Raw genomic sequence first — 19,400 nt, 5'->3', positions numbered from 1 at the left:
ACTATAAAAGGATACTTCATTACACCAAATATTTGAATATATCTAGCTTCTTATTCCTCCTTGTGTTAATAACACTAATAAAACTCCCTCTAAGTTAGTATGCTTAAATGCAAACTAACTTAGAAGGAGTTTATAAATTAATACCATCATATTGTTATTACAGACATGATTTTAGTTTTAATATGTTACTGCTGCAACATCACTTTTCAGTAATTGACCAATTTGAACGGCAACATCCACAACTCTATTTGAATAGCCCCATTCGTTATCGTACCACGCAATTACTTTTACCTTATTATCATCCATAACCATTGTACTCTGTGTATCAATGATAGCAGAATGTGGATTAGTATTGAAATCCATTGAAACTAATGGTGCATCTTCGGTTGAAATAACACCTTGTAAATCATTGTCTTTAAATGCTTGATTAACTTGTTCTGCCGTTACATCTGCATCTAAATCTACAACCAAGTCTACTAAAGATACATTTTTTGTTGGTACTCTTAAAGCCATACCATGTAGTTTTCCTTCTAATTCAGGTAAGACTTCTTTTAATGCTTTTGCAGCACCTGTAGAAGTTGGGATAATACTTTCATTACATGAACGTGCACGTCTTAAATCTTTGTGAGGGTTGTCGATGTTATTCTGATCATTAGTAATAGCATGAACAGTAGTCATTAATCCATTTTGAATACCAAATTCATCATTTAAAACTTTAGCGACTGGTCCAATGCAATTTGTTGTACATGAAGCGTTGCTAAAGATATCGTATTGCTCTATGTCTAATTGATCATTATTTACACCCTTGACGATCATTTGCACATCGCCACCTTTTGATGGTCCTGTTAATAATACTTTTTTAGCACCTGCATTAATATGCGCAATTGCTTTATCTCCATGATTAAATTTACCTGTTGCCTCTATTGCTATATCAACATTCAATTCTTCCCAAGGTAAATTTTCCGGATTTCTATCAGATACCAATTGGATGACATGGTCATTCACTTTAATACCCTCTTCCGTTGGCTCTACTTTTAAATCATAAGCACCATGTGTTGTGTCATAGTTAATTAGGTGAGCAATTGTTTCAGCTGGGTAGCTAGCATTAATCGCTACAACATTCAAATCTTTATTATTGAGCGCAATTCTCAATACCATTCTACCTATTCTACCCATTCCGTTAATCGCAATATTTGTCGTCATTCGAAGCACCCCTCGTTTTAGTGTTATACTTTATGGAAATAGTATAACATAAATTAGATTTTAAGAAAGCGTTTTCTGAAACAAATGTAAATTTTTTTAATTTCAAATAATTTATACTTTTAGTTACACAAAAACATACAATTCAATTTCAATCCTCTTCTTTAAAACATCAGATGTAACATTATTGATCGTTGCAATATACACTGTTAAATAACTAATTTATCTTTATATATAAAAAACATCCAATTTTCATAACGAAAACTGGATGTTTATACACTTCTATTATTGTGCTTCTTCTGTGTCACTCTCAATGTAACCTTCTTCAAGCAACAAATTTTCTAAGTTTTGTTTAAGTTCTAATTTAGTATCTCTGTTATCTATAACATGATCTGCCATTCTACGTTTTTTATCAATTGATATTTGACTATATACACGTGCTTTCGCTTCTTCCATAGATAAGTCATTGCGTTCCATCAATCGATCTATTTGAATACTTTCTGAAGTGTACACTAGCCACACTTCATCTACAGTTTCTTGTAAATCATTTTCAAATAACAATGGAATATCCATAATCACATTATAACCTTGCTCAAGATATGTTTTCTTTTCTTCTTCCATTATATCGCGAACAATTGGATGAACGATTTCATTTAAAATCAATCTCTTCTCTGGTTGATTAAAAACAACTTCACCAACATACGATCTATTCATATTCCCATCTTCATCTATTGCTCCATCGCCAAATGCCTCTTTGACGCGTGCTAATCCTTCAGTTCCTTTTTCAACAGCTTGTCGAGATGCAATATCTGCATCTACAACTTTAAATCCGTGTGCTGTTAAAAGTTCTGATACTGTAGATTTACCTGATGCGATACCACCAGTTAGTCCTATAACTTTTGGCATATTCTCACTCTTCCTTTATTTTTGGCATGTAGGGCAGAAATGACTGTTTCTAGTTGCAATGACTTGCGTTTCTATGTCATTTCCACAAACCTTACAAACCTTTTGTTTATAAACATTAAGGTGCTGTTGCATTGTCCCAGTACTACCATCTGCATGACGATAGTCGGAGATGCTTGTTCCACCATATTTTATACCCGATTCTAACACATCTCGAACATAATAAAATAATATGTCGCGCTCTTGATTGTTTAATGATTTTGATAACCGAGCTGGATGTATCCCCGCTCTAAATAATGCTTCACAAGCGTATATGTTACCACAACCTGAAATCACTCTATGATCTAAAATCATTTGTTTAATAGGCTTATTTTGATACATTTTTTTGGCAAACCAAGCTAAGTAATGCCCTTTTGCATCTTCCTCAAAAGGTTCTGGAGCAATTTCTAAAAATGAAGGATACGCCTCAAAATCAGGTACATTCCTAATTTCTCCAAATCGTCTAATATCTGAATAAACTAGCAATTTATCATTATCTAACTTAAATATAACATGCCAATGTTTTCTATAATTTGGCACACTAATATCTTCAATTTTATCAACCACAAAGAATCCACCAGCCATACCTAAATGACTGATGAGTATTCTTTCTTCGTTATCTTTTTCGATGTGAAACACAATATATTTACTACGACGTTCAATCTCTTTAATTACATATTGTTCTGTGAATTTTTGGAATGTATCTAATGCCATACCTTTAATTATGGTTTCACGTTGACTTGCCTTGCCTTCCTTAACTTTCTCTGAAAATATAACAGATTCAATTTTTTGACCGGTAGCAAACGGTTCAATACCTCTTTTTACATGTTCTACTTCTGGGAGTTCAGGCATTTAAGTACCTTCTTTCTATTTTGCATCATACCATGTAGCACCATAACTAGACTCTACTTTTAATGGCACATCTAGTTCAAGGGCATTATCCATGATTTCTTCTATAAATTTACTGAATGCTTCCACTTCATCCTTCGGTAATTCAAATATTAATTCATCGTGTACTTGTAATAATAATTTTGCGTGAAAATCTGTATGCTTAATTTCTTTATCAAAGTTAACCATAGCTAATTTAATTATATCAGCAGCACTACCTTGAATTGGCGTATTCATTGCAGTTCTCTCAGCAAAACCACGCAAATTGAAATTTCTACTAGTTATATCCGGAATATATCTACGACGATGTAACAAGGTTTCTACATAGCCTTGTGCTTTACAATCTTTGACGATATCCTCCATATATTGTTTTACGCCAGGGAAACTATCTAAATAATCATCAATAAATTGTTTAGCTTGTTTCCGAGTGATTCCTAAACTTTGGCTTAAACCATAATCACTAATACCATAAACAATTCCAAAGTTAACTGCTTTAGCTTGTCTACGCATCGTGCCATCTACTTCATCAGGTTCTACCCCAAATACTTTCATCGCCGTTGCCGTATGAATATCATCATCATTAATAAATGCTTGCTTCATACTTTCATCTTGTGTGATATGAGCTAAAACTCGGAGTTCAATTTGCGAGTAATCTGCAGAAAAAATAACATTGTTGTCATCACTAGATTTAAATGCTTTTCTTATTTTTCTACCCTCTTCTAAACGGACAGGGATGTTTTGTAAATTTGGGTCAATAGACGATAATCTACCTGTTTGTGCTAAAGTTTGATTAAATCTTGTATGGATTCTATTATCATCACTTATAACCTTCTGTAAGCCTTCAACATAAGTGGATTGTAACTTTGCAAGTTGTCTGTATTCTAATATATATTCAATGATTGGATGTTGTCCTTGTAATTGTTCAAGTACATCTACCGCAGTAGAATATCCTGTTTTTGTTTTCTTAATTACTGGTAATTCTAATGTTTCAAACAATACGACACCTAATTGCTTTGGAGAATTAATATTGAATGATTCTCCTGCAGCTTGATAAATATTATCAATCAATACATCCAATTTTGTTTGAATTTCTTTTTCCATTTCTTCTAAATCACTAGCCACAGTGTAAATACCTGTTTCTTCCATATCACTTAAAATGCGCGCTAATGGTAGTTCTAAATTATCTAACAAGTCTGTTTGGTTATATTCGATTAATTGTTCTTGCATGATTGGTTTAACTTGACTAATCGCTTCAATCACTGTTGCAACATAACGATTCAAAACATCGGCTTCAGGTAAATGTCTCTTCTTACCCTTACCATATACTTCAACACTTTGTTGAACATAATATTGACCGTAATTGCTAACCACAGAGTTTACATCATCAATAGCTCGAGATGGATCAATAATATAACTTGCAAGCATTACATCAAACATAATATTTTTAATCGATATATCTAACCTGTGCGCCACAACATATGTTTTTTTAGCGTCATAAACATTTTTTTCTGTTGTGTCATCCTCTAACCAAGCTATAAGTTCAGGATCATCATGAATAGTTGTTGCATCAACAACAACATGATGATCACCATCAAATATTGCAAATTTCAAAATATCATCTTTCAAATAATTGGAGCCATCCAATTCAAAATGAACAGTTGCAGAAGTTAAAGATTTAAAGTCAATATTTGTAAAGTCAGATTCTATATTTAATTCTTTTTCCTCAGCCGTAGACTGTGTGCCATCCACATCTATTTGTTCAAGCAATTGTTTAAATTCTAGTTTTTTGAATAAATCTATTTTAGCTGAAGCATCTGGATTCTCTGGCAGTTTTGTATCTTCAAGTGATACTTCAATAGGACTTACACAATTAATAGTTGCAAGCTCTTTACTCATCAAAGCATCATCTTTACTATTTTCTAGTTTTTCTTTCAATTTCTTACCAGAAACTTCATCCAAATGTTCATAAATGTTTTCCACGGTTGAAAATTGTTTTAATAACTTGATGGCAGTTTTTTCACCGACTCCAGCTACACCTGGGATATTATCTGATGCATCGCCCATCAAACCTTTCATATCTATGATTTGATTAGGAACTAAACCGTCATATTTTTCCGCAATAAAATCAGGTGTGTAATGATCAACATCTGTCACACCTTTCTTAGTATAATAAATTGTAACATCATCCGTCGCTAATTGTGTTAAGTCGCGATCACCTGTGACAATAATCGTTTCAAATTGTGCGTCATCAGCCTCTTTACTTAATGTTCCTATAATATCATCGGCTTCATAGTTTTCTAATTCATATCTCTTAATTTGATAAGCATCCAATAACTGTCTTACATAAGGAAATTGCTCACTCAGCTCGGGTGGCGTTTTTTGACGTCCCCCTTTATATTCACTATATTTATCATGTCTAAATGTAGTCTTTCCTGCATCGAACGCAACAAGAAAATGTGTGGGCTGTTCTTCTTTGATTATTTTTTCTAGTAACATTGCAAAGCCATACACAGCATTAGTGTGTATACCTGCTTTATTTTGTAATAGTGGTAAAGCATAAAAGGCTCTGAAGCTCAGGCTATTACCATCAATTAGAATTAATTTATTCACTATTTTAACCTCCAACACATATTTATTTAACATTTTAGCATAAATTACTAACTAACCTATATCGAAACATTGTTTCACCTTATTTTATAATCATCATTTTTAACTGTGAGTATGTAGTTCCTTGCAATGATTATATAAGTCAATTAATTCTATGACTAGCTTAACACGTTTATCCCTTTTTAATATACGTTTTAAATTTTTATGTTATGCCATTTATTCTACTTAAAAAGCATAAAAAACCGACGCCGAATTTAAATTTCAGACGTCGATTTATAACTCAATCATCATAGCTTTTATTTATAAACACTATTTAAAAAAAGTAACTCTGAATGTCGAACCTTTACCAACTGTACTATAGACATTAATTCTACCACCATGTGCTTCCATAATATGTTTAGTAATAGATAAACCTAGTCCAGTGCCACCTGAATCCCTACTTCGTGCTTTATCAACCCGATAAAAGCGTTCAAAAATATGCTTTTGATCTTCTTCGCTTATACCAATACCAAAATCTTGTACTTCCATGATGCGCTTCTGCTCGTCTTTATAAACACGAATTATTACATTGCTATTTTCTTTAGAATAACTAATTGCATTTGATAATAAATTAAGCGCAACTTGAGATATTTTGTCTTGATTTGCATCAATAACAATATCAGAATCAATTTCATTAATTATAGTAATATTTTTGTCTTCTGCAATTTTTTGCATATTCTTAATTGTTGTTTCTGCAATATCTGACAAACTCATATATGCTGTTTCTATTTCTGTTTGTTGTTCTATGTGCGATAAATCTAATAAATCAAAAACTAAAGTCTCTATACGATCAGACTCTTTAGAAATAATTTGTAAAAAGTCATTAAGTGTTTGTTCATCGTTTTTAGCACCATCTAACAATGTTTCCGCAAATCCTTTAATTGACGTAATAGGTGTTTTCAATTCATGTGAAACATTAGCTACAAATTCACGTCTTAAATTCTCTAGTTTTTTAAGGTTCGTTATATCATGTAAAACAATGACCATACCATAAAGATTTTTCCTTGTTCTTGATAATATTGGAACGCAGGCTGTATCAAAATATTTCTCATGTACTTGATCTATAGTTAATTTAATTTGATCATAAATAGGTTTCTCAACTTTAAATGCTTCAGTAATTAGCTTTTGTAATTTAACATCTGTAAAATCAACATAGCTTTTATGTTCAACGGCTTCATCTGGCGTAAATACATGATAAAACGATTTATTTGCTACAACAATTTCACCATATTTATCAATCATTAAAATCGAACTTGGAATATTTTCAACAGTTGTTTTCAACCTATTTGATTGCAGTTTCTGTTTATGGTTTAATCTTTGCAACCTACGTGCTAACTCATTAGTAGTTACAAACAGTTCTCTTGTCTCTTTGACATTGCTTTCTGGTACTCTTACATGATAATAGCCTTCAGCCAATAGATTTGTGGCGTAGGTCACCTCATTGATTGGTCTGATATATGTTCGATTAATGCTTCTAACAACTAAAAATATAATGATTAATACAAACAAACCAATAATCGCTATATATTTCCAGACTTCAATCTGTATTTCTAAAATCTCATTATTTATACCACTAATTAAAACATCTTTATCATTTATAGATGTCTTAAAGGTAAATCTATGGTCATCATTTTGCTTATCATAAGTCAATTTAGAAGGAATAGCAGGATTATTTATATCATTATTAATTTGCGTCCCTTGTTTTGTCGAAAACAAGACATCGTCATTTTCTTTAATATACACTGTAAGTTCTTCGCTTTTAGCAACATCTCTCATCTCATCTTTTTTATCTTCATTATAAAGATTAATAAAATGTTGAGCTTGATGTTCTAAATCGCCTTCTTGACCAGTTGTAATCGTGTTGTGGATCACATGTGTAATAATAGTACCCAATATTAAAAAACTAATAATAACGATGGTACATAATAAATATAAAAGTCTTTGGTGAAACTTAAGCATTAGACTTTAGGTCTTTCCAATTTATACCCTAATCCACGAACTGTTTTAATGAGTTTCGGTTGTTTAGGGTTTTCTTCTAATTTATCTCTCAAATGACTAATATGTACGTCCACAATTCTAGAGTCTCCTGCGAATTCATAATTCCATACTGAATTCAACATATGCTCGCGGGTAATCACCCTGCCCTGTCTTTCAATAAGATATAATAATAATTCAAACTCCTTTGGAGTCAATTCTAGCAATTCATCTTCTCTATACACTTCGAAATATTCTGGTCTAATTCTTATTGATCCAATCAGTATATCGTCTTCATCATTTTCAACTGGTACTGCTTCATTAACAATTGCTGATCTTCTTAATATCGCCTTTACTCTTGCTACCACTTCTCTAGGTGAAAATGGTTTAGTCATGTAATCGTCTGCCCCTAATTCAAGACCTAAAACACGATCAAATTCATCATCTTTGGCAGTTAACATCAAAATAGGCACTAAGTTTTTATCAGAACGAATTGATTTACAAACTTCTATTCCATCTTTTTTGGGAAGCATGACATCTAACACAATCAATTCAGGATTTGTAGAGTTAACTTTCTCTAATGCATCTTCTCCATCATAAGCCACTTCTACTATGTATCCGGCTTGTTCTAAATTATATTTTAATAAGGTTACGATTGATTGTTCATCATCTACTACAAGTACTTTTTGTGACATAGTATACCTCCATAATTGTGTTTACAAATTAATTATAACTTATATTTTAATAAAAATAACATAGTTTAAAATTTTTTAACATAAACTTTACAATGCGTTGATTGCTAAACTATACCAATATACACGCGATTTTTGCTACATTAGCCTATACAAAGAATCAAACAAATCCACTTGAATTATTACACCATACTAATTACCCTTTGTTAATAAAATCTTAACATTTAATTCATAATATGAACACTTATTACATGATAGCCAAGCAAGCCTCAACTAACATCACGAAAAAATTACACTTTTACAATAAAACAAAGATATTATTTTCTACTCGCTCCAGTTCATTTGCCCTTATAAATTTGAACATAAAAAATAAAAAATTTCTCTTTGTTATATCTCAGATAACTAGAAAAAGAAAAGCCCGAGACATCTAATCATGTCCCAGACTTAACTGTTGATTTTAATTCAAGGTAAATTACCTTTGATGATATATAATTATAGGTTTTTAATTAATTCGTCTGCAAATTCAGAAGTAGAAACTTCTGTTGCACCGTCCATTAAACGTGCGAAGTCATAAGTTACAACTTTAGAAGCAATCGTTTTTTCGATTGAACTTGTAATCTTATCAGCAGCTTCTTGCCATCCAAGATGCTCTAACATTAATACAGCACTTAGTAATTCAGATGATGGGTTCACTTTATTTAATCCAGCGTATTTAGGTGCAGTACCATGTGTTGCTTCGAAAATGGCATGTCCAGTTTCATAGTTGATATTGGCACCAGGAGCAATACCAATACCACCAACTTGTGCAGCTAATGCATCTGATACATAATCACCATTTAAGTTCATAGTAGCTACTACATCGTGATCAGCTGGACGTGTTAAAATTTGTTGTAAGAAGATATCAGCAATTGAATCTTTGACAATAATTTTTCCTTCTTGTTCAGCTTTATCTTGCGCAGCATTTGCAGCGTCTTTACCTTCTTTTTCAACAATTTCATCATATTGTTGCCATGTAAATACTTTATCTCCAAATTCATTATGAGCTAAATCATAACCCCATTGTTTGAAAGCACCTTCAGTAAATTTCATAATATTACCTTTATGTACTAAAGTTAATGATTTACGATTATTATCTATAGCATATTGAATAGATGCACGAACTAAACGCTCAGTACCTTCTTTAGAAACTGGTTTTACACCGATACCTGATGTTTCAGGGAATCTAATGTTTTTAGCGCCCATTTCGTCTTGTAAGAAGTCAATTAATTTTTTCGCTTCTGGCGTACCTTCTTTAAATTCAATACCAGCATAGATATCTTCAGTATTTTCACGGAAAATTACCATATCAGTATCTTCAGGACGTTTTACAGGTGAAGGCACACCTTGGAACCAACGTACTGGACGTAAGCATGTGAATAAATCCAACTCTTGACGTAATGCAACATTTAGTGAACGAATACCGCCACCAATTGGTGTAGTTAATGGACCTTTAATCGCAATTAAATATGCTTCAATTGTTTCGAGTGTTTCTTTAGGTAACCATTCACCAGTTTCATCATAAGCTTTTTGACCAGCCAATACTTCTTTCCATTCAATTTTCTTTTCGCCGTTATAAGCTTGTTCAACTGCAGCGTCAATTACGCGGCTTGCTGCGTTCCAGATATCAGGTCCGATACCGTCGCCGATTATAAATGGAATTATTGGATTATTTGGTACTGTTAAACCTTCATTTGTTTTAACTACTTTTTCTCCTGCCATGTAAAAAAACCTCCGTCATTTTGAGTTCTATTTTAGTTGTACTAACCATTATCATACATGAATTAATTATAATTTCAATTTTTATAAATAAAATTTCTTATTTAATTATTTATTTATCTTTCTTCAATTGGTTCATAAGTTCTATTTGTTTCACCAATGTATTGAGCTCTTGGACGCATGATTCTGTTATCTCTATACTGTTCTAAGATATGAGCAATCCAACCAGAAGTTCTACTCACTGCAAAGATTGGTGTGAATAAGTCATGCTCGATATTCATACTATGATATACAGTAGCACTAAAGAAATCGACATTGGCAATTAAACCTTTTTCAGCTTTCATTTTATCTGCAATTTTCACTGAAATATCAAATAATTGACTTTGTCCTGTTTCAGAAGTGATTTTTCTACTCATTTCTTTTAAGTATTTAGCTCTTGGATCACCATCTTTATATACACGGTGTCCAAAGCCCATGATTTTTTCTTTGTTTTTAATTTTATTATCAATATATTCATCGACTTCATCAATAGATTTTACTTCAGATAACATGCTCATTACACGTTCGTTTGCACCGCCGTGGAGTGGTCCTTTTAATGAACCAACAGCCGCTACAATTCCTGAATACATATCTGATAATGAAGATACTGCACATCTAGCTGTAAATGTTGATGCATTTAATTCATGATCTGCATGTAATACTAGTGCTTTATTAAATGCTTCAATTTCAATCTCAGTAGGTAGTTCTCCTCTTAACATGTACAAGAAGTTACCCGCATAGTTTAAATCACTACTTGGTTTAACAATTTCTTTTCCTTCTCTAACACGTGCATAAGCCGTAACTAATGAAGCAATTTTGGCTTGAATACGTATAGCTCGATCTAGTGTTTGACTTTCATCTTCATCTTCAGCATGCTCGTCAAAATGAGCAATATATGAAACTGAAGTTCTTAAAGCTGTCATTGGATGAACGTTGCCTGTCGCGTATTCTTTAAAGTGGTTATACACTCTAGGATTTAAAGTCATATATTCAAAAAGCTTTTGTTTTAAGTCTTTTAATTCATCCTCATTTGGCAATCGATAATGCCATAATAAGAAGATGATTTCTTCAAATTCAGCATTCTGTGCTAAGTCATCAATATCGTAACCAGCATAAGTTAATTGGCTATCGATAATAGAACTTACTTTTGTTTCAGATGCAATTACCCCTTCTAAACCTTTCTGTAACTCTGCCATATATAAATTCCCCTTTTCTATTTCATTATGAAATGGCTTTCACAACTCATTATATCCAATCTTGACTCTTTTGTGAATATTTTGAGTATATTTTCTTATCAAATCAATATGAAATACTTATTTATTTATATGCCCTTTAACACACTTCTATCTCTTGCATTGTTATAAATTCATTTTAATATGGAAACTGTCTCACTTCAATTTTTATAGCATTTTAATTGGTTATCATGATTAATAACAAATAATTAATGTATTATTATACTAAAAGCTATAGACTCTGTTTAAAAAAATTGTTGTTTTATTTTATATTGCATAGCATAATAATAATTAACTAAATAAAGGAGTATAATTTTATGGCTAATCATGAATTACAAAGAGAACTAAGTAATCGTCACATCCAGCTAATTGCAATCGGGGGAGCAATTGGTACAGGACTATTTTTAGGAGCAGGTCAAACTATCGCGTTAACTGGACCCTCTATTTTACTTACATATATCATAATTGGTTTTATGCTTTTTATGTTTATGCGTGGACTGGGAGAAATATTAGTAACAAACACGAATTTCAAATCATTTGCAGATGTCACCAATCATTATATTGGCCCATTTGCAGGTTTTGTCACAGGATGGACTTATTGGTTCTGTTGGATTATTACAGGTATGGCAGAAGTAACTGCTGTTGCAAAGTATGTTAGTTTTTGGTTTCCAAACATACCAAACTGGATAAGCGCATTATTTTGTGTACTTGTATTAATGTCACTAAATTTATTAAGTGCTAAACTATTTGGTGAGTTAGAGTTTTGGTTTGCACTGATTAAAATATTTACAATTATTGCTTTAATTATAGTTGGTGCAATTATGATTATTATGGCTTATGACACACAATTTGGCCATGCATCATTAACCAACCTATATAACAATGGCATATTCCCTAAAGGTATGAGCGGTTTCGTAATGTCTTTCCAAATGGCGTTATTCTCGTTTGTAGGTATTGAACTTATAGGAGTCACAGCTGGAGAAACAAAAGATCCAACAAAGACACTACCTAAAGCTGTTAACAGTGTGCCTATTCGTATTTTAGTATTCTATGTAGGTGCGTTAGCTGTTATCATGTCCATCATTCCATGGAATCAAATTAACCCAGAAGAAAGCCCATTTGTAAGACTGTTTGCACTGATTGGTATACCTTTTGCAGCAGGAATTATAAACTTTGTAGTATTAACAGCAGCGGCGTCTTCTTGTAATAGTGGTATATTCTCAAATAGCCGTATGTTATTTGGACTTTCGACACAAAAACAAGCACCGCCTTACTTTGAGAAAACAAATAAAAATGGTGTGCCACATATTGCAATATTTGTTTCGTGTGCATTGCTTATGATTGCAGCACTGTTAAACTATATTATTCCAAATGCAACACTTGTCTTCACATACATCACTACAGTTTCAACTGTATTATTCATTGTTGTTTGGGGCTTAATCACTGTAGCTTATATTAATTACCACCGTAGAAATCCTGAATTACATAAAAAAACAACATTTAAATTACCAGGCGGAAAATATATGGGGTATGCTATTTTAACTTTCTTCTTATTAGTTTTTTGTTTATTATTTGTTAACACTGATACAAGAATAGCAGTATTTTTAACACCTATCTGGTTTATCTTATTAACTCTTATGTATCTAAGATATAAACAGGTATCTCGCAAACAACAGTAATAACAAATAAAAACTTAGAAAAACCGGGACATCAAATGATGTCCCGATTTTTTATATCTATGTACTTAACAGCATTTAGATGGCATTTATTACTGCGAATATAATAAAAAAGACGAAGTCATTTTTTATTAATGGCTTCGTCTTTTTACTATATACTTGGACAAATTTGTCCCTAATTATTATAAAGTTTAAACTAAACAGCTAGTCGAAAACTTGTTTAGATTATAGTACGTTTGCATAACCTTCGAAGATTTTTCCTTGATTAGCATCTACAGTAATTAAAACGTCATTTTGGATATTTGAAGTAGCATTTTCAACACCAACGATTGTAGGAATTCCTTTTTCTAAACCAATAATCGCACTTGGTGATGTAATACCATTTTCTTCTGTAATAAGACCGATTGCTTTCTCAATATAAGGTACAAGCGTTTCATCGACAGAAGTTGTAACGATAATTGATTCTGATAAATCTTTACCTTCTAATTCACTAGCGTCATTCACAACTAATGTTTGTCCGACAACTGAGTTTCTTCCAACGCCTTGACCTTTAGCAAGTTCGTCTCCTACAAGGTGTAATTTCATCATGTTTGTAGTACCTTTTTCACCTGTTGGTACACCAGCAGTGATAATAATTAAATCACCATTTTGAACTCTTTCAGTTTCAACTGCAGTTGCTACCGCATTATTTAATAATGCATCTGTTGTCTTACGTCCTTCTTTAACTACTGGGTGGATACCCCATACTAAAGCACATTGACGTGCCGTTTCTGCACTAGGTGTCACAGCAATAATATCTGATTGTGGACGGTATTTAGAAATTGTACGTGCAGTTGAACCACTTTCTGTAGCAGCAACAATTGCTTTAACACTTAAGTTTAAAGCAGTATGCGCAACTGATACACCAATTGCATTAACTAAAGAAGTTTCAACTAATTTAGTGCGATCAGATAATAGTTTTTTATAATCTTGAGCAGCCTCTGCTGAAACTGCGATATTACGCATAGTTTTAACAGCTTCTTCAGGGTATTGTCCTGCAGCTGTTTCGCCAGAAAGCATAACAGCATCTGTACCATCATAAATTGCGTTAGCAACGTCACTAGCTTCCGCACGTGTAGCACGTGGATTACGTTGCATAGAATCTAACATTTGTGTTGCTGTAATAACAGGTTTACCTAATTTATTACATTGTCTAATTAAATCTTTTTGTACCATTGGCACTGATTCAGGTGGGATTTCAACACCCATATCACCACGGGCAACCATTAAACCATCAGAAACTTCAAGAATTTCTTTGATATTATCAATACCTTCTTGGTTCTCAATTTTAGGAATAATACTTATGTTTGTATTTTTTTGTGCTTCCAATAATTTACGGATATCTAATACGTCGCTTGGACGACGTACGAAACTTGCCGCGATAAAATCTACGCCTTCACTGATACCGAATTTAATATCTTCAGCATCTTTATCAGTGATGCCTGGTAAACTAACTTTTACTCCTGGTAAGTTAACACCTTTTTTATTTTTTAATTCTCCTGTGTTTAAAACATCACAAAGAACTTCGCCATTAGCTTTATCAATTGATTTAACTTGTAATTCGATTAAACCATCATCTAAAAGGATATAAGAACCTTCGTCTACGTCATTGATAAGGTTATCATAAGTTACTGAGAATTTGTCTGAAGTACCTTCTACTTCAGTCATACTAACGATTACTTCATTGCCCTTTTCAAGTTCAATCACACCATTTTGCATGTTGTGTGTACGGATTTCAGGACCTTTCGTATCTAGTAAAATCCCAACTGTTTTACCTAATCTCTTAGAAACTTCACGGATAGTATCGATTCTCGCTTTATGTTCTGCATGATCACCATGAGAGAAGTTTAAACGCGCCACATTCATTCCAGCTTTAATTAATTTCTCAAGCATTTCTTCTGATTCAGACGCAGGTCCAATTGTACAAACAATTTTAGTTTTTCTCATTATTATTTCCTCCCAGTATTTTATATAGATAATTCGTTCGTTAATTCAAAAGTTTCAAAGTCAAATTCATGTTCATTTGATCTAAATATTTCTTCAAATGACGTATCAGTAAGTTCATTGTTTCTAATCCCAACACCAATCGCAGTTTTACCTTCTAACAGTAAATCCACTGCATGGCCACCAAGACGTGAAGCTAGAACCCTATCTGCACCACTTGGGCTACCACCACGTTGGATGTGTCCAAGCACAGAAACACGAGCGTCAACATTAATGTATTTAGTCAGTTCTTGAGCACAAACTTCACCTGACATGCAACCTTCAGCAACCATAACAATTGAATGTTTTTTGCCTCGTTTAATACCATTATCAATCTTTTCAGCTACATCTTTCAAATCTGTCTCAACTTCAGGAACAATGATTGTTTCTGCACCGACAGAAAGACCAGCCCAAAGTGCTAAATCACCACAATCACGACCCATGACTTCAATGATAAATGTTCTGGCATGACTTGATGCTGTATCACGAATCTTATCAACACAATCAATTATAGTATTTAATGCTGTATCAAATCCAATTGTAAAGTCGGAACCGTTGATATCATTATCAATCGTACCCGGAACACCTATCGTTTGGATTTCTTCACATTCTTCACTTATACGTTGTGCACCTCTATAGCTACCGTCACCGCCAATAACTACAAGTCCTTCGATGCCTCTTTTACGTAAATTCTCAATACCTTTTTTACGAACTTCTGCTTCTTTAAATTCAGGACACCTTGCTGAATATAAAAAAGTTCCGCCTCGTTGAATTGTGTCTCCCACTGAACCGAGTTCAAGTTTCTCGATATCATCGTTTAACAAACCTTGATAGCCTTGGTAAACACCATAAACTTCAATGTTATTGTAAATCGCTTTTCTAACTACAGCTCTTACTGCTGCATTCATGCCTGGAGAATCTCCACCACTTGTCAACACTGCAATTTTTTTCATGACGACATACCTTTCTAACATGTATTTCTTATTCTAAAAATACCATAAAATTTAGCCTGGTGCCATTAAAATAAGGCTTTGTGACTAATGTAAACGTTTTAAATCCAACGAATCTTTTAGAAAGCGTTTCCTTTAATTATAAATAGAAATTTAGACCTTTTATTTAATACCTTTTATTTAAAATAATTAAACAAATTAAATAGTTTTTACTTTAAAAAACAAAAAGAAGCCCTAGGTTATTAGAACTTCCTTTTGTTTACTATTTTATTCTTTATAAGAGCCTATTGTTCTAAATTTTTGATAACGATCTTCGACAAGTTGTTCTTTACTGAACGAACTTAAGTCTTTTAAATGTGTCTCAAAAGTACGTTTAATATTTTGAGCTTGTGTTTCAACATCTTGATGCGCTCCACCTAAAGGCTCTTTGACTACTTCGTCTGCAATCTTTAATTCATGTAAATCTTCTGCAGTTATTTTCATCGTTTCTGCTGCTATTTTTGCAAGGTTACTATCTTTCCATAATAATGCTGATGCACCTTCTGGCGAGATTACTGAATATGTACTATTTTCAAGCATTAATATTCGGTTTGTAATACCTAATCCTAGAGCACCACCACTACCACCTTCACCAATAACAATTGAAATAACAGGTACAGTTAATGCAGCCATTTCTACTAAGTTTCGTGCAATAGATTCGCTTTGACCACGCTCTTCTGCAGCTTTTCCTGGATAAGCACCCTTTGTATCGATAAAAGTAATAATCGGTCTATTAAATTTTTCAGCTTGTTTCATTAATCTCAATGCTTTGCGATAACCTTCTGGATGCGCCATACCAAAATTACGATAAATATTATCCTTTGTATCTTTACCGCGTTGTTGTCCTACAACAGTAACTGGTTGACCATTTAAATAACCTATACCACCAATCATTGCTGGGTCATCTCTATAGTTTCTATCTCCATGTAATTCAATAAATGAATCAAAGATATACGGAATATAGTCTAATGATGTTGGACGTTCTTGTAAACGTGCTAATTGCACACGATCCCATGGTTTAAGGTTAGTATATACTTTTTCAGTTTCTCTATCTAGAGATGCTTCAAGCATTTCTATTTCCTCTTGAAGATCCACATCATTTTTTTCTTGAGATTCCTTTAGGGATTCGATTTTATTTTTTATTTCAAAAAGTGGCTTTTCAAAATCAAGCATTTATTTTCACCTCTTGATGCATTTTTAGAATATTAGAGAGTGTCGTTCTCATTTCTTTTCTATGAACAACTTTATCTAATTGTCCATGTTCTAATAAAAACTCAGATGTTTGGAAATCATCAGGTAATTTTTCATTGATAGTTTGTTCAATAACACGTCTGCCCGCAAAACCTATCAATGCTTTAGGTTCACTAATATTGATATCACCAACAGATGCGAAACTTGCTGAGACTCCACCTGTTGTTGGATTTGTTATATACGAAATATATAATAAACCAGCATCAGCATGTCTTTTTAACGATACACTTGTTTTACCCATTTGCATTAATGAAATAATACCCTCTTGCATTCTTGCACCACCACTTGCTGAGAACAAAATAAATGGTAAGCGATTTTCGATGCAGTGTTCAATAATTCTGCAAATTTTCTCACCTAATACTGATCCCATGCTGCCCATTCTAAACCGAGCATCCATTACAGCGACACCATATGTAATGCCATCCAACTGTGCTGTTCCTGTAACGACAGCTTCATTCAAACCAGTTTTTTGCTGATCTTTATGAATTTTTTCTTCATAACTCGGAAAATCTAATGGATTAGCTGAGGTCATTCCTCTATCAAACTCAGTAAACGTACCTTCATCTGAAATAGCCTCAATGCGTTTATATGCCGTTAAAGCAATATGATGATCGCAATTAAAACAAACATTTAAGTTTTCTGCTAATTCTTTTGTATACATAATTTTTTTACATTTAGGACATTTTGTCATAATTCCTGCTGGTACATCACTTTGTTTCGAATCAGATACAGTTACGTACTTTTTCTTTTTACTGCTTCTATTGAAAAAATCTTTAAACATTGTAAACCTCCACTTAACCATCGCGATCTTAGTTCAATATTATTCTTTAATAATATATGTGATCAGCGTTAATGAATATTATTTATCTAAGTCTGTTAATTTCATTGTTTTGTCATAAACATCTTCAGGATTAACGTCTATTCTAGCAACACCTGATTCCATTGCAGCTTTCGCAACTTCTCTAGCTACTGAAGGTGCTACGCGTTTATCAAAAGGACCTGGGATGCAATAATCCGCGTTTAGCTCGTCAGGTTTAATTAAATCTGCAATTGCCTCAACTGCAGCTTGCTTCATTGATTCATTAATATGTGTAGCTTCTACATCTAAAGCACCTCTGAAAATACCTGGGAATGCTAACACATTATTAATTTGGTTAGGATAATCTGAACGACCCGTACCAATTACCTTAGCGCCAGCTTCTTTTGCTACATCTGGATTTATTTCTGGATTTGGGTTTGCCATAGCAAAGATAATTGGGTCATCTGCCATCGACGCCACCATTTCTTTTGATAATAAATCTGCTACTGATACACCAATAAATACATCAGCATCTTTAATAACATCACTTAAACTACCATCAATTTTATCTCGGTTTGTCCATCTTGCAACATAAGATTTTGTATCATTCATACCAAATGAACGATCTTCATAAATCGCACCTCTTGAATCACACATAATCATATCTCTTACTCCATAAGAATAAAGTAATTTTACGATAGCGATACCTGCTGCTCCAGCACCGTTTAATACTACTTTAATATCAGATAGATCTTTGTCTACAATTCTTAATGCATTAATCATACCTGCAACCGTAACAATGGCTGTACCGTGTTGATCATCATGAAAAACAGGGATTTTCGTTTCTTTTTTTAAACGTTCCTCAATTTCAAAACAACGTGGTGCAGAAATATCTTCTAGGTTTATGCCACCATAATTAGGTTCTAGTAATTTCACTGTATTAACAATTTCGTCTGTATCCGTTGTGTCTAACGCAATTGGTACACCGTCAATTCCTGAGAAGCTCTTAAAGAGTACAGCTTTACCTTCCATTACAGGTATACTCGCTTCAGGTCCAATATCGCCCAAACCTAAAACTGCTGTACCATCAGTAACAACTGCTACTGTATTACCTTTCATTGTATATTCAAAAACTTTTCGCTTATCTTCATGAATTTCTTTACACGGTTCTGCTACACCTGGAGAATAAGCTAAACTCAATTCTTCTTTATTTGTAACTCTTACTTTTGGTGAAACTTGTAATTTTCCTTGATTTCTTCTGTGCATTTCTAAAGCGTCGTCTCTCAAAGTCATGT

14 protein-coding genes are annotated in these 19,400 nt (G+C 33.1%); 1 reads left to right on the top strand and 13 read right to left on the bottom strand.

The features are described 5' to 3' along the window. Positions 1-177: 177 nt before the first annotated feature. The 8 genes from gap to LG295_RS06270 all read right to left on the bottom strand — a co-directional run bounded on the left by gap (position 178) and on the right by LG295_RS06270 (position 11,332). Complete coding sequence (gene gap, locus LG295_RS06305; protein WP_107557915.1) at positions 178-1,203, bottom strand: type I glyceraldehyde-3-phosphate dehydrogenase; 1,026 nt, start codon at positions 1,201-1,203, stop codon at positions 178-180. A 282-nt stretch (positions 1,204-1,485) separates the two neighbouring features. Beyond that, the gene (gene coaE / locus LG295_RS06300) at positions 1,486-2,106 is read right to left on the bottom strand and encodes a dephospho-CoA kinase (protein WP_107557914.1); all 621 of its coding nucleotides are present in this window, start codon (positions 2,104-2,106) and stop codon (positions 1,486-1,488) included. 15 nt (positions 2,107-2,121) lie between these two features. Further along, positions 2,122-2,994, bottom strand: coding sequence for a bifunctional DNA-formamidopyrimidine glycosylase/DNA-(apurinic or apyrimidinic site) lyase (gene mutM, locus LG295_RS06295; protein ID WP_107531414.1), 873 nt, complete (start codon positions 2,992-2,994; stop codon positions 2,122-2,124). Positions 2,995-3,009: 15 nt separating this feature from the next. Then, positions 3,010-5,640, bottom strand: coding sequence for a DNA polymerase I (gene polA / locus LG295_RS06290; protein WP_107557913.1), 2,631 nt, complete (start codon positions 5,638-5,640; stop codon positions 3,010-3,012). Positions 5,641-5,946: 306 nt separating this feature from the next. Beyond that, complete coding sequence (gene pnpS, locus LG295_RS06285; RefSeq protein ID WP_107531412.1) at positions 5,947-7,635, bottom strand: two-component system histidine kinase PnpS; 1,689 nt, start codon at positions 7,633-7,635, stop codon at positions 5,947-5,949. Beyond that, positions 7,635-8,345, bottom strand: coding sequence for a response regulator transcription factor (locus LG295_RS06280; protein WP_107531411.1), 711 nt, complete (start codon positions 8,343-8,345; stop codon positions 7,635-7,637). The genes pnpS and LG295_RS06280 overlap by 1 nt, the downstream gene beginning before the upstream one ends. A gap of 489 nt (positions 8,346-8,834) precedes the next feature. After that, complete coding sequence (icd, locus tag LG295_RS06275) at positions 8,835-10,100, bottom strand: NADP-dependent isocitrate dehydrogenase (protein WP_107531969.1); 1,266 nt, start codon at positions 10,098-10,100, stop codon at positions 8,835-8,837. A 113-nt stretch (positions 10,101-10,213) separates the two neighbouring features. Next, positions 10,214-11,332: a citrate synthase gene (locus LG295_RS06270; protein ID WP_318832802.1), complete on the bottom strand. Its 1,119-nt coding sequence runs from the start codon at positions 11,330-11,332 to the stop codon at positions 10,214-10,216. Between the two features lie 353 nt (positions 11,333-11,685). Between LG295_RS06270 and LG295_RS06265 the strand changes: the two genes are divergently transcribed. Then, positions 11,686-13,047, top strand: a complete 1,362-nt coding sequence (locus tag LG295_RS06265; RefSeq protein WP_107531082.1) for an amino acid permease — start codon at positions 11,686-11,688, stop codon at positions 13,045-13,047. Positions 13,048-13,269: 222 nt separating this feature from the next. Here the strand turns inward: LG295_RS06265 and pyk are convergent, their stop codons facing one another. The 5 genes from pyk to LG295_RS06240 form a co-directional block, all read right to left on the bottom strand. Next, positions 13,270-15,030 (bottom strand): pyruvate kinase, encoded by a 1,761-nt coding sequence (gene pyk / locus LG295_RS06260; RefSeq protein WP_107531083.1) that lies wholly within the window; start codon positions 15,028-15,030, stop codon positions 13,270-13,272. A gap of 20 nt (positions 15,031-15,050) precedes the next feature. Next, complete coding sequence (pfkA, locus tag LG295_RS06255; RefSeq protein WP_107531084.1) at positions 15,051-16,019, bottom strand: 6-phosphofructokinase; 969 nt, start codon at positions 16,017-16,019, stop codon at positions 15,051-15,053. A 264-nt stretch (positions 16,020-16,283) separates the two neighbouring features. Next, positions 16,284-17,228: an acetyl-CoA carboxylase carboxyltransferase subunit alpha gene (locus LG295_RS06250; RefSeq protein WP_107531085.1), complete on the bottom strand. Its 945-nt coding sequence runs from the start codon at positions 17,226-17,228 to the stop codon at positions 16,284-16,286. Next, a complete protein-coding gene (accD, locus tag LG295_RS06245; protein WP_107557910.1) occupies positions 17,221-18,087 on the bottom strand; it encodes an acetyl-CoA carboxylase, carboxyltransferase subunit beta in 867 nt (288 codons plus the stop codon). The genes LG295_RS06250 and accD overlap by 8 nt, the downstream gene beginning before the upstream one ends. Positions 18,088-18,165: 78 nt before the next feature. Beyond that, the gene (locus LG295_RS06240) at positions 18,166-19,398 is read right to left on the bottom strand and encodes an NADP-dependent malic enzyme (protein ID WP_107531086.1); all 1,233 of its coding nucleotides are present in this window, start codon (positions 19,396-19,398) and stop codon (positions 18,166-18,168) included. Positions 19,399-19,400 lie beyond the last annotated feature (2 nt).

Origin of the sequence: Staphylococcus pseudoxylosus, from assembly GCF_044794325.1 — a bacterium.
Lineage (GTDB): Bacteria > Bacillota > Bacilli > Staphylococcales > Staphylococcaceae > Staphylococcus > Staphylococcus pseudoxylosus.
The sequence above is the reverse complement of the archived record's forward strand: the minus strand, read 5'-3'. Positions and strand labels throughout refer to the sequence as shown.

What these genes read in the sequence shown, in the direction of transcription:
- gap (WP_107557915.1), bottom strand. Translation starts at nt 1,203, where the DNA reads ATGACGACAAATATTGCGATTAACGGAATGGGTAGAATAGGTAGAATG.
- coaE (WP_107557914.1), bottom strand. Translation starts at nt 2,106, where the DNA reads ATGCCAAAAGTTATAGGACTAACTGGTGGTATCGCATCAGGTAAATCT.
- mutM (WP_107531414.1), bottom strand. Translation starts at nt 2,994, where the DNA reads ATGCCTGAACTCCCAGAAGTAGAACATGTAAAAAGAGGTATTGAACCG.
- pnpS (WP_107531412.1), bottom strand. Translation starts at nt 7,635, where the DNA reads ATGCTTAAGTTTCACCAAAGACTTTTATATTTATTATGTACCATCGTT.
- LG295_RS06280 (WP_107531411.1), bottom strand. Translation starts at nt 8,345, where the DNA reads ATGTCACAAAAAGTACTTGTAGTAGATGATGAACAATCAATCGTAACC.
- icd (WP_107531969.1), bottom strand. Translation starts at nt 10,100, where the DNA reads ATGGCAGGAGAAAAAGTAGTTAAAACAAATGAAGGTTTAACAGTACCA.
- LG295_RS06270 (WP_318832802.1), bottom strand. Translation starts at nt 11,332, where the DNA reads ATGGCAGAGTTACAGAAAGGTTTAGAAGGGGTAATTGCATCTGAAACA.
- LG295_RS06265 (WP_107531082.1), top strand. Translation starts at nt 11,686, where the DNA reads ATGGCTAATCATGAATTACAAAGAGAACTAAGTAATCGTCACATCCAG.
- pyk (WP_107531083.1), bottom strand. Translation starts at nt 15,030, where the DNA reads ATGAGAAAAACTAAAATTGTTTGTACAATTGGACCTGCGTCTGAATCA.
- pfkA (WP_107531084.1), bottom strand. Translation starts at nt 16,019, where the DNA reads ATGAAAAAAATTGCAGTGTTGACAAGTGGTGGAGATTCTCCAGGCATG.
- LG295_RS06250 (WP_107531085.1), bottom strand. Translation starts at nt 17,228, where the DNA reads ATGCTTGATTTTGAAAAGCCACTTTTTGAAATAAAAAATAAAATCGAA.
- accD (WP_107557910.1), bottom strand. Translation starts at nt 18,087, where the DNA reads ATGTTTAAAGATTTTTTCAATAGAAGCAGTAAAAAGAAAAAGTACGTA.
- LG295_RS06240 (WP_107531086.1), bottom strand. Translation starts at nt 19,398, where the DNA reads ATGACTTTGAGAGACGACGCTTTAGAAATGCACAGAAGAAATCAAGGA.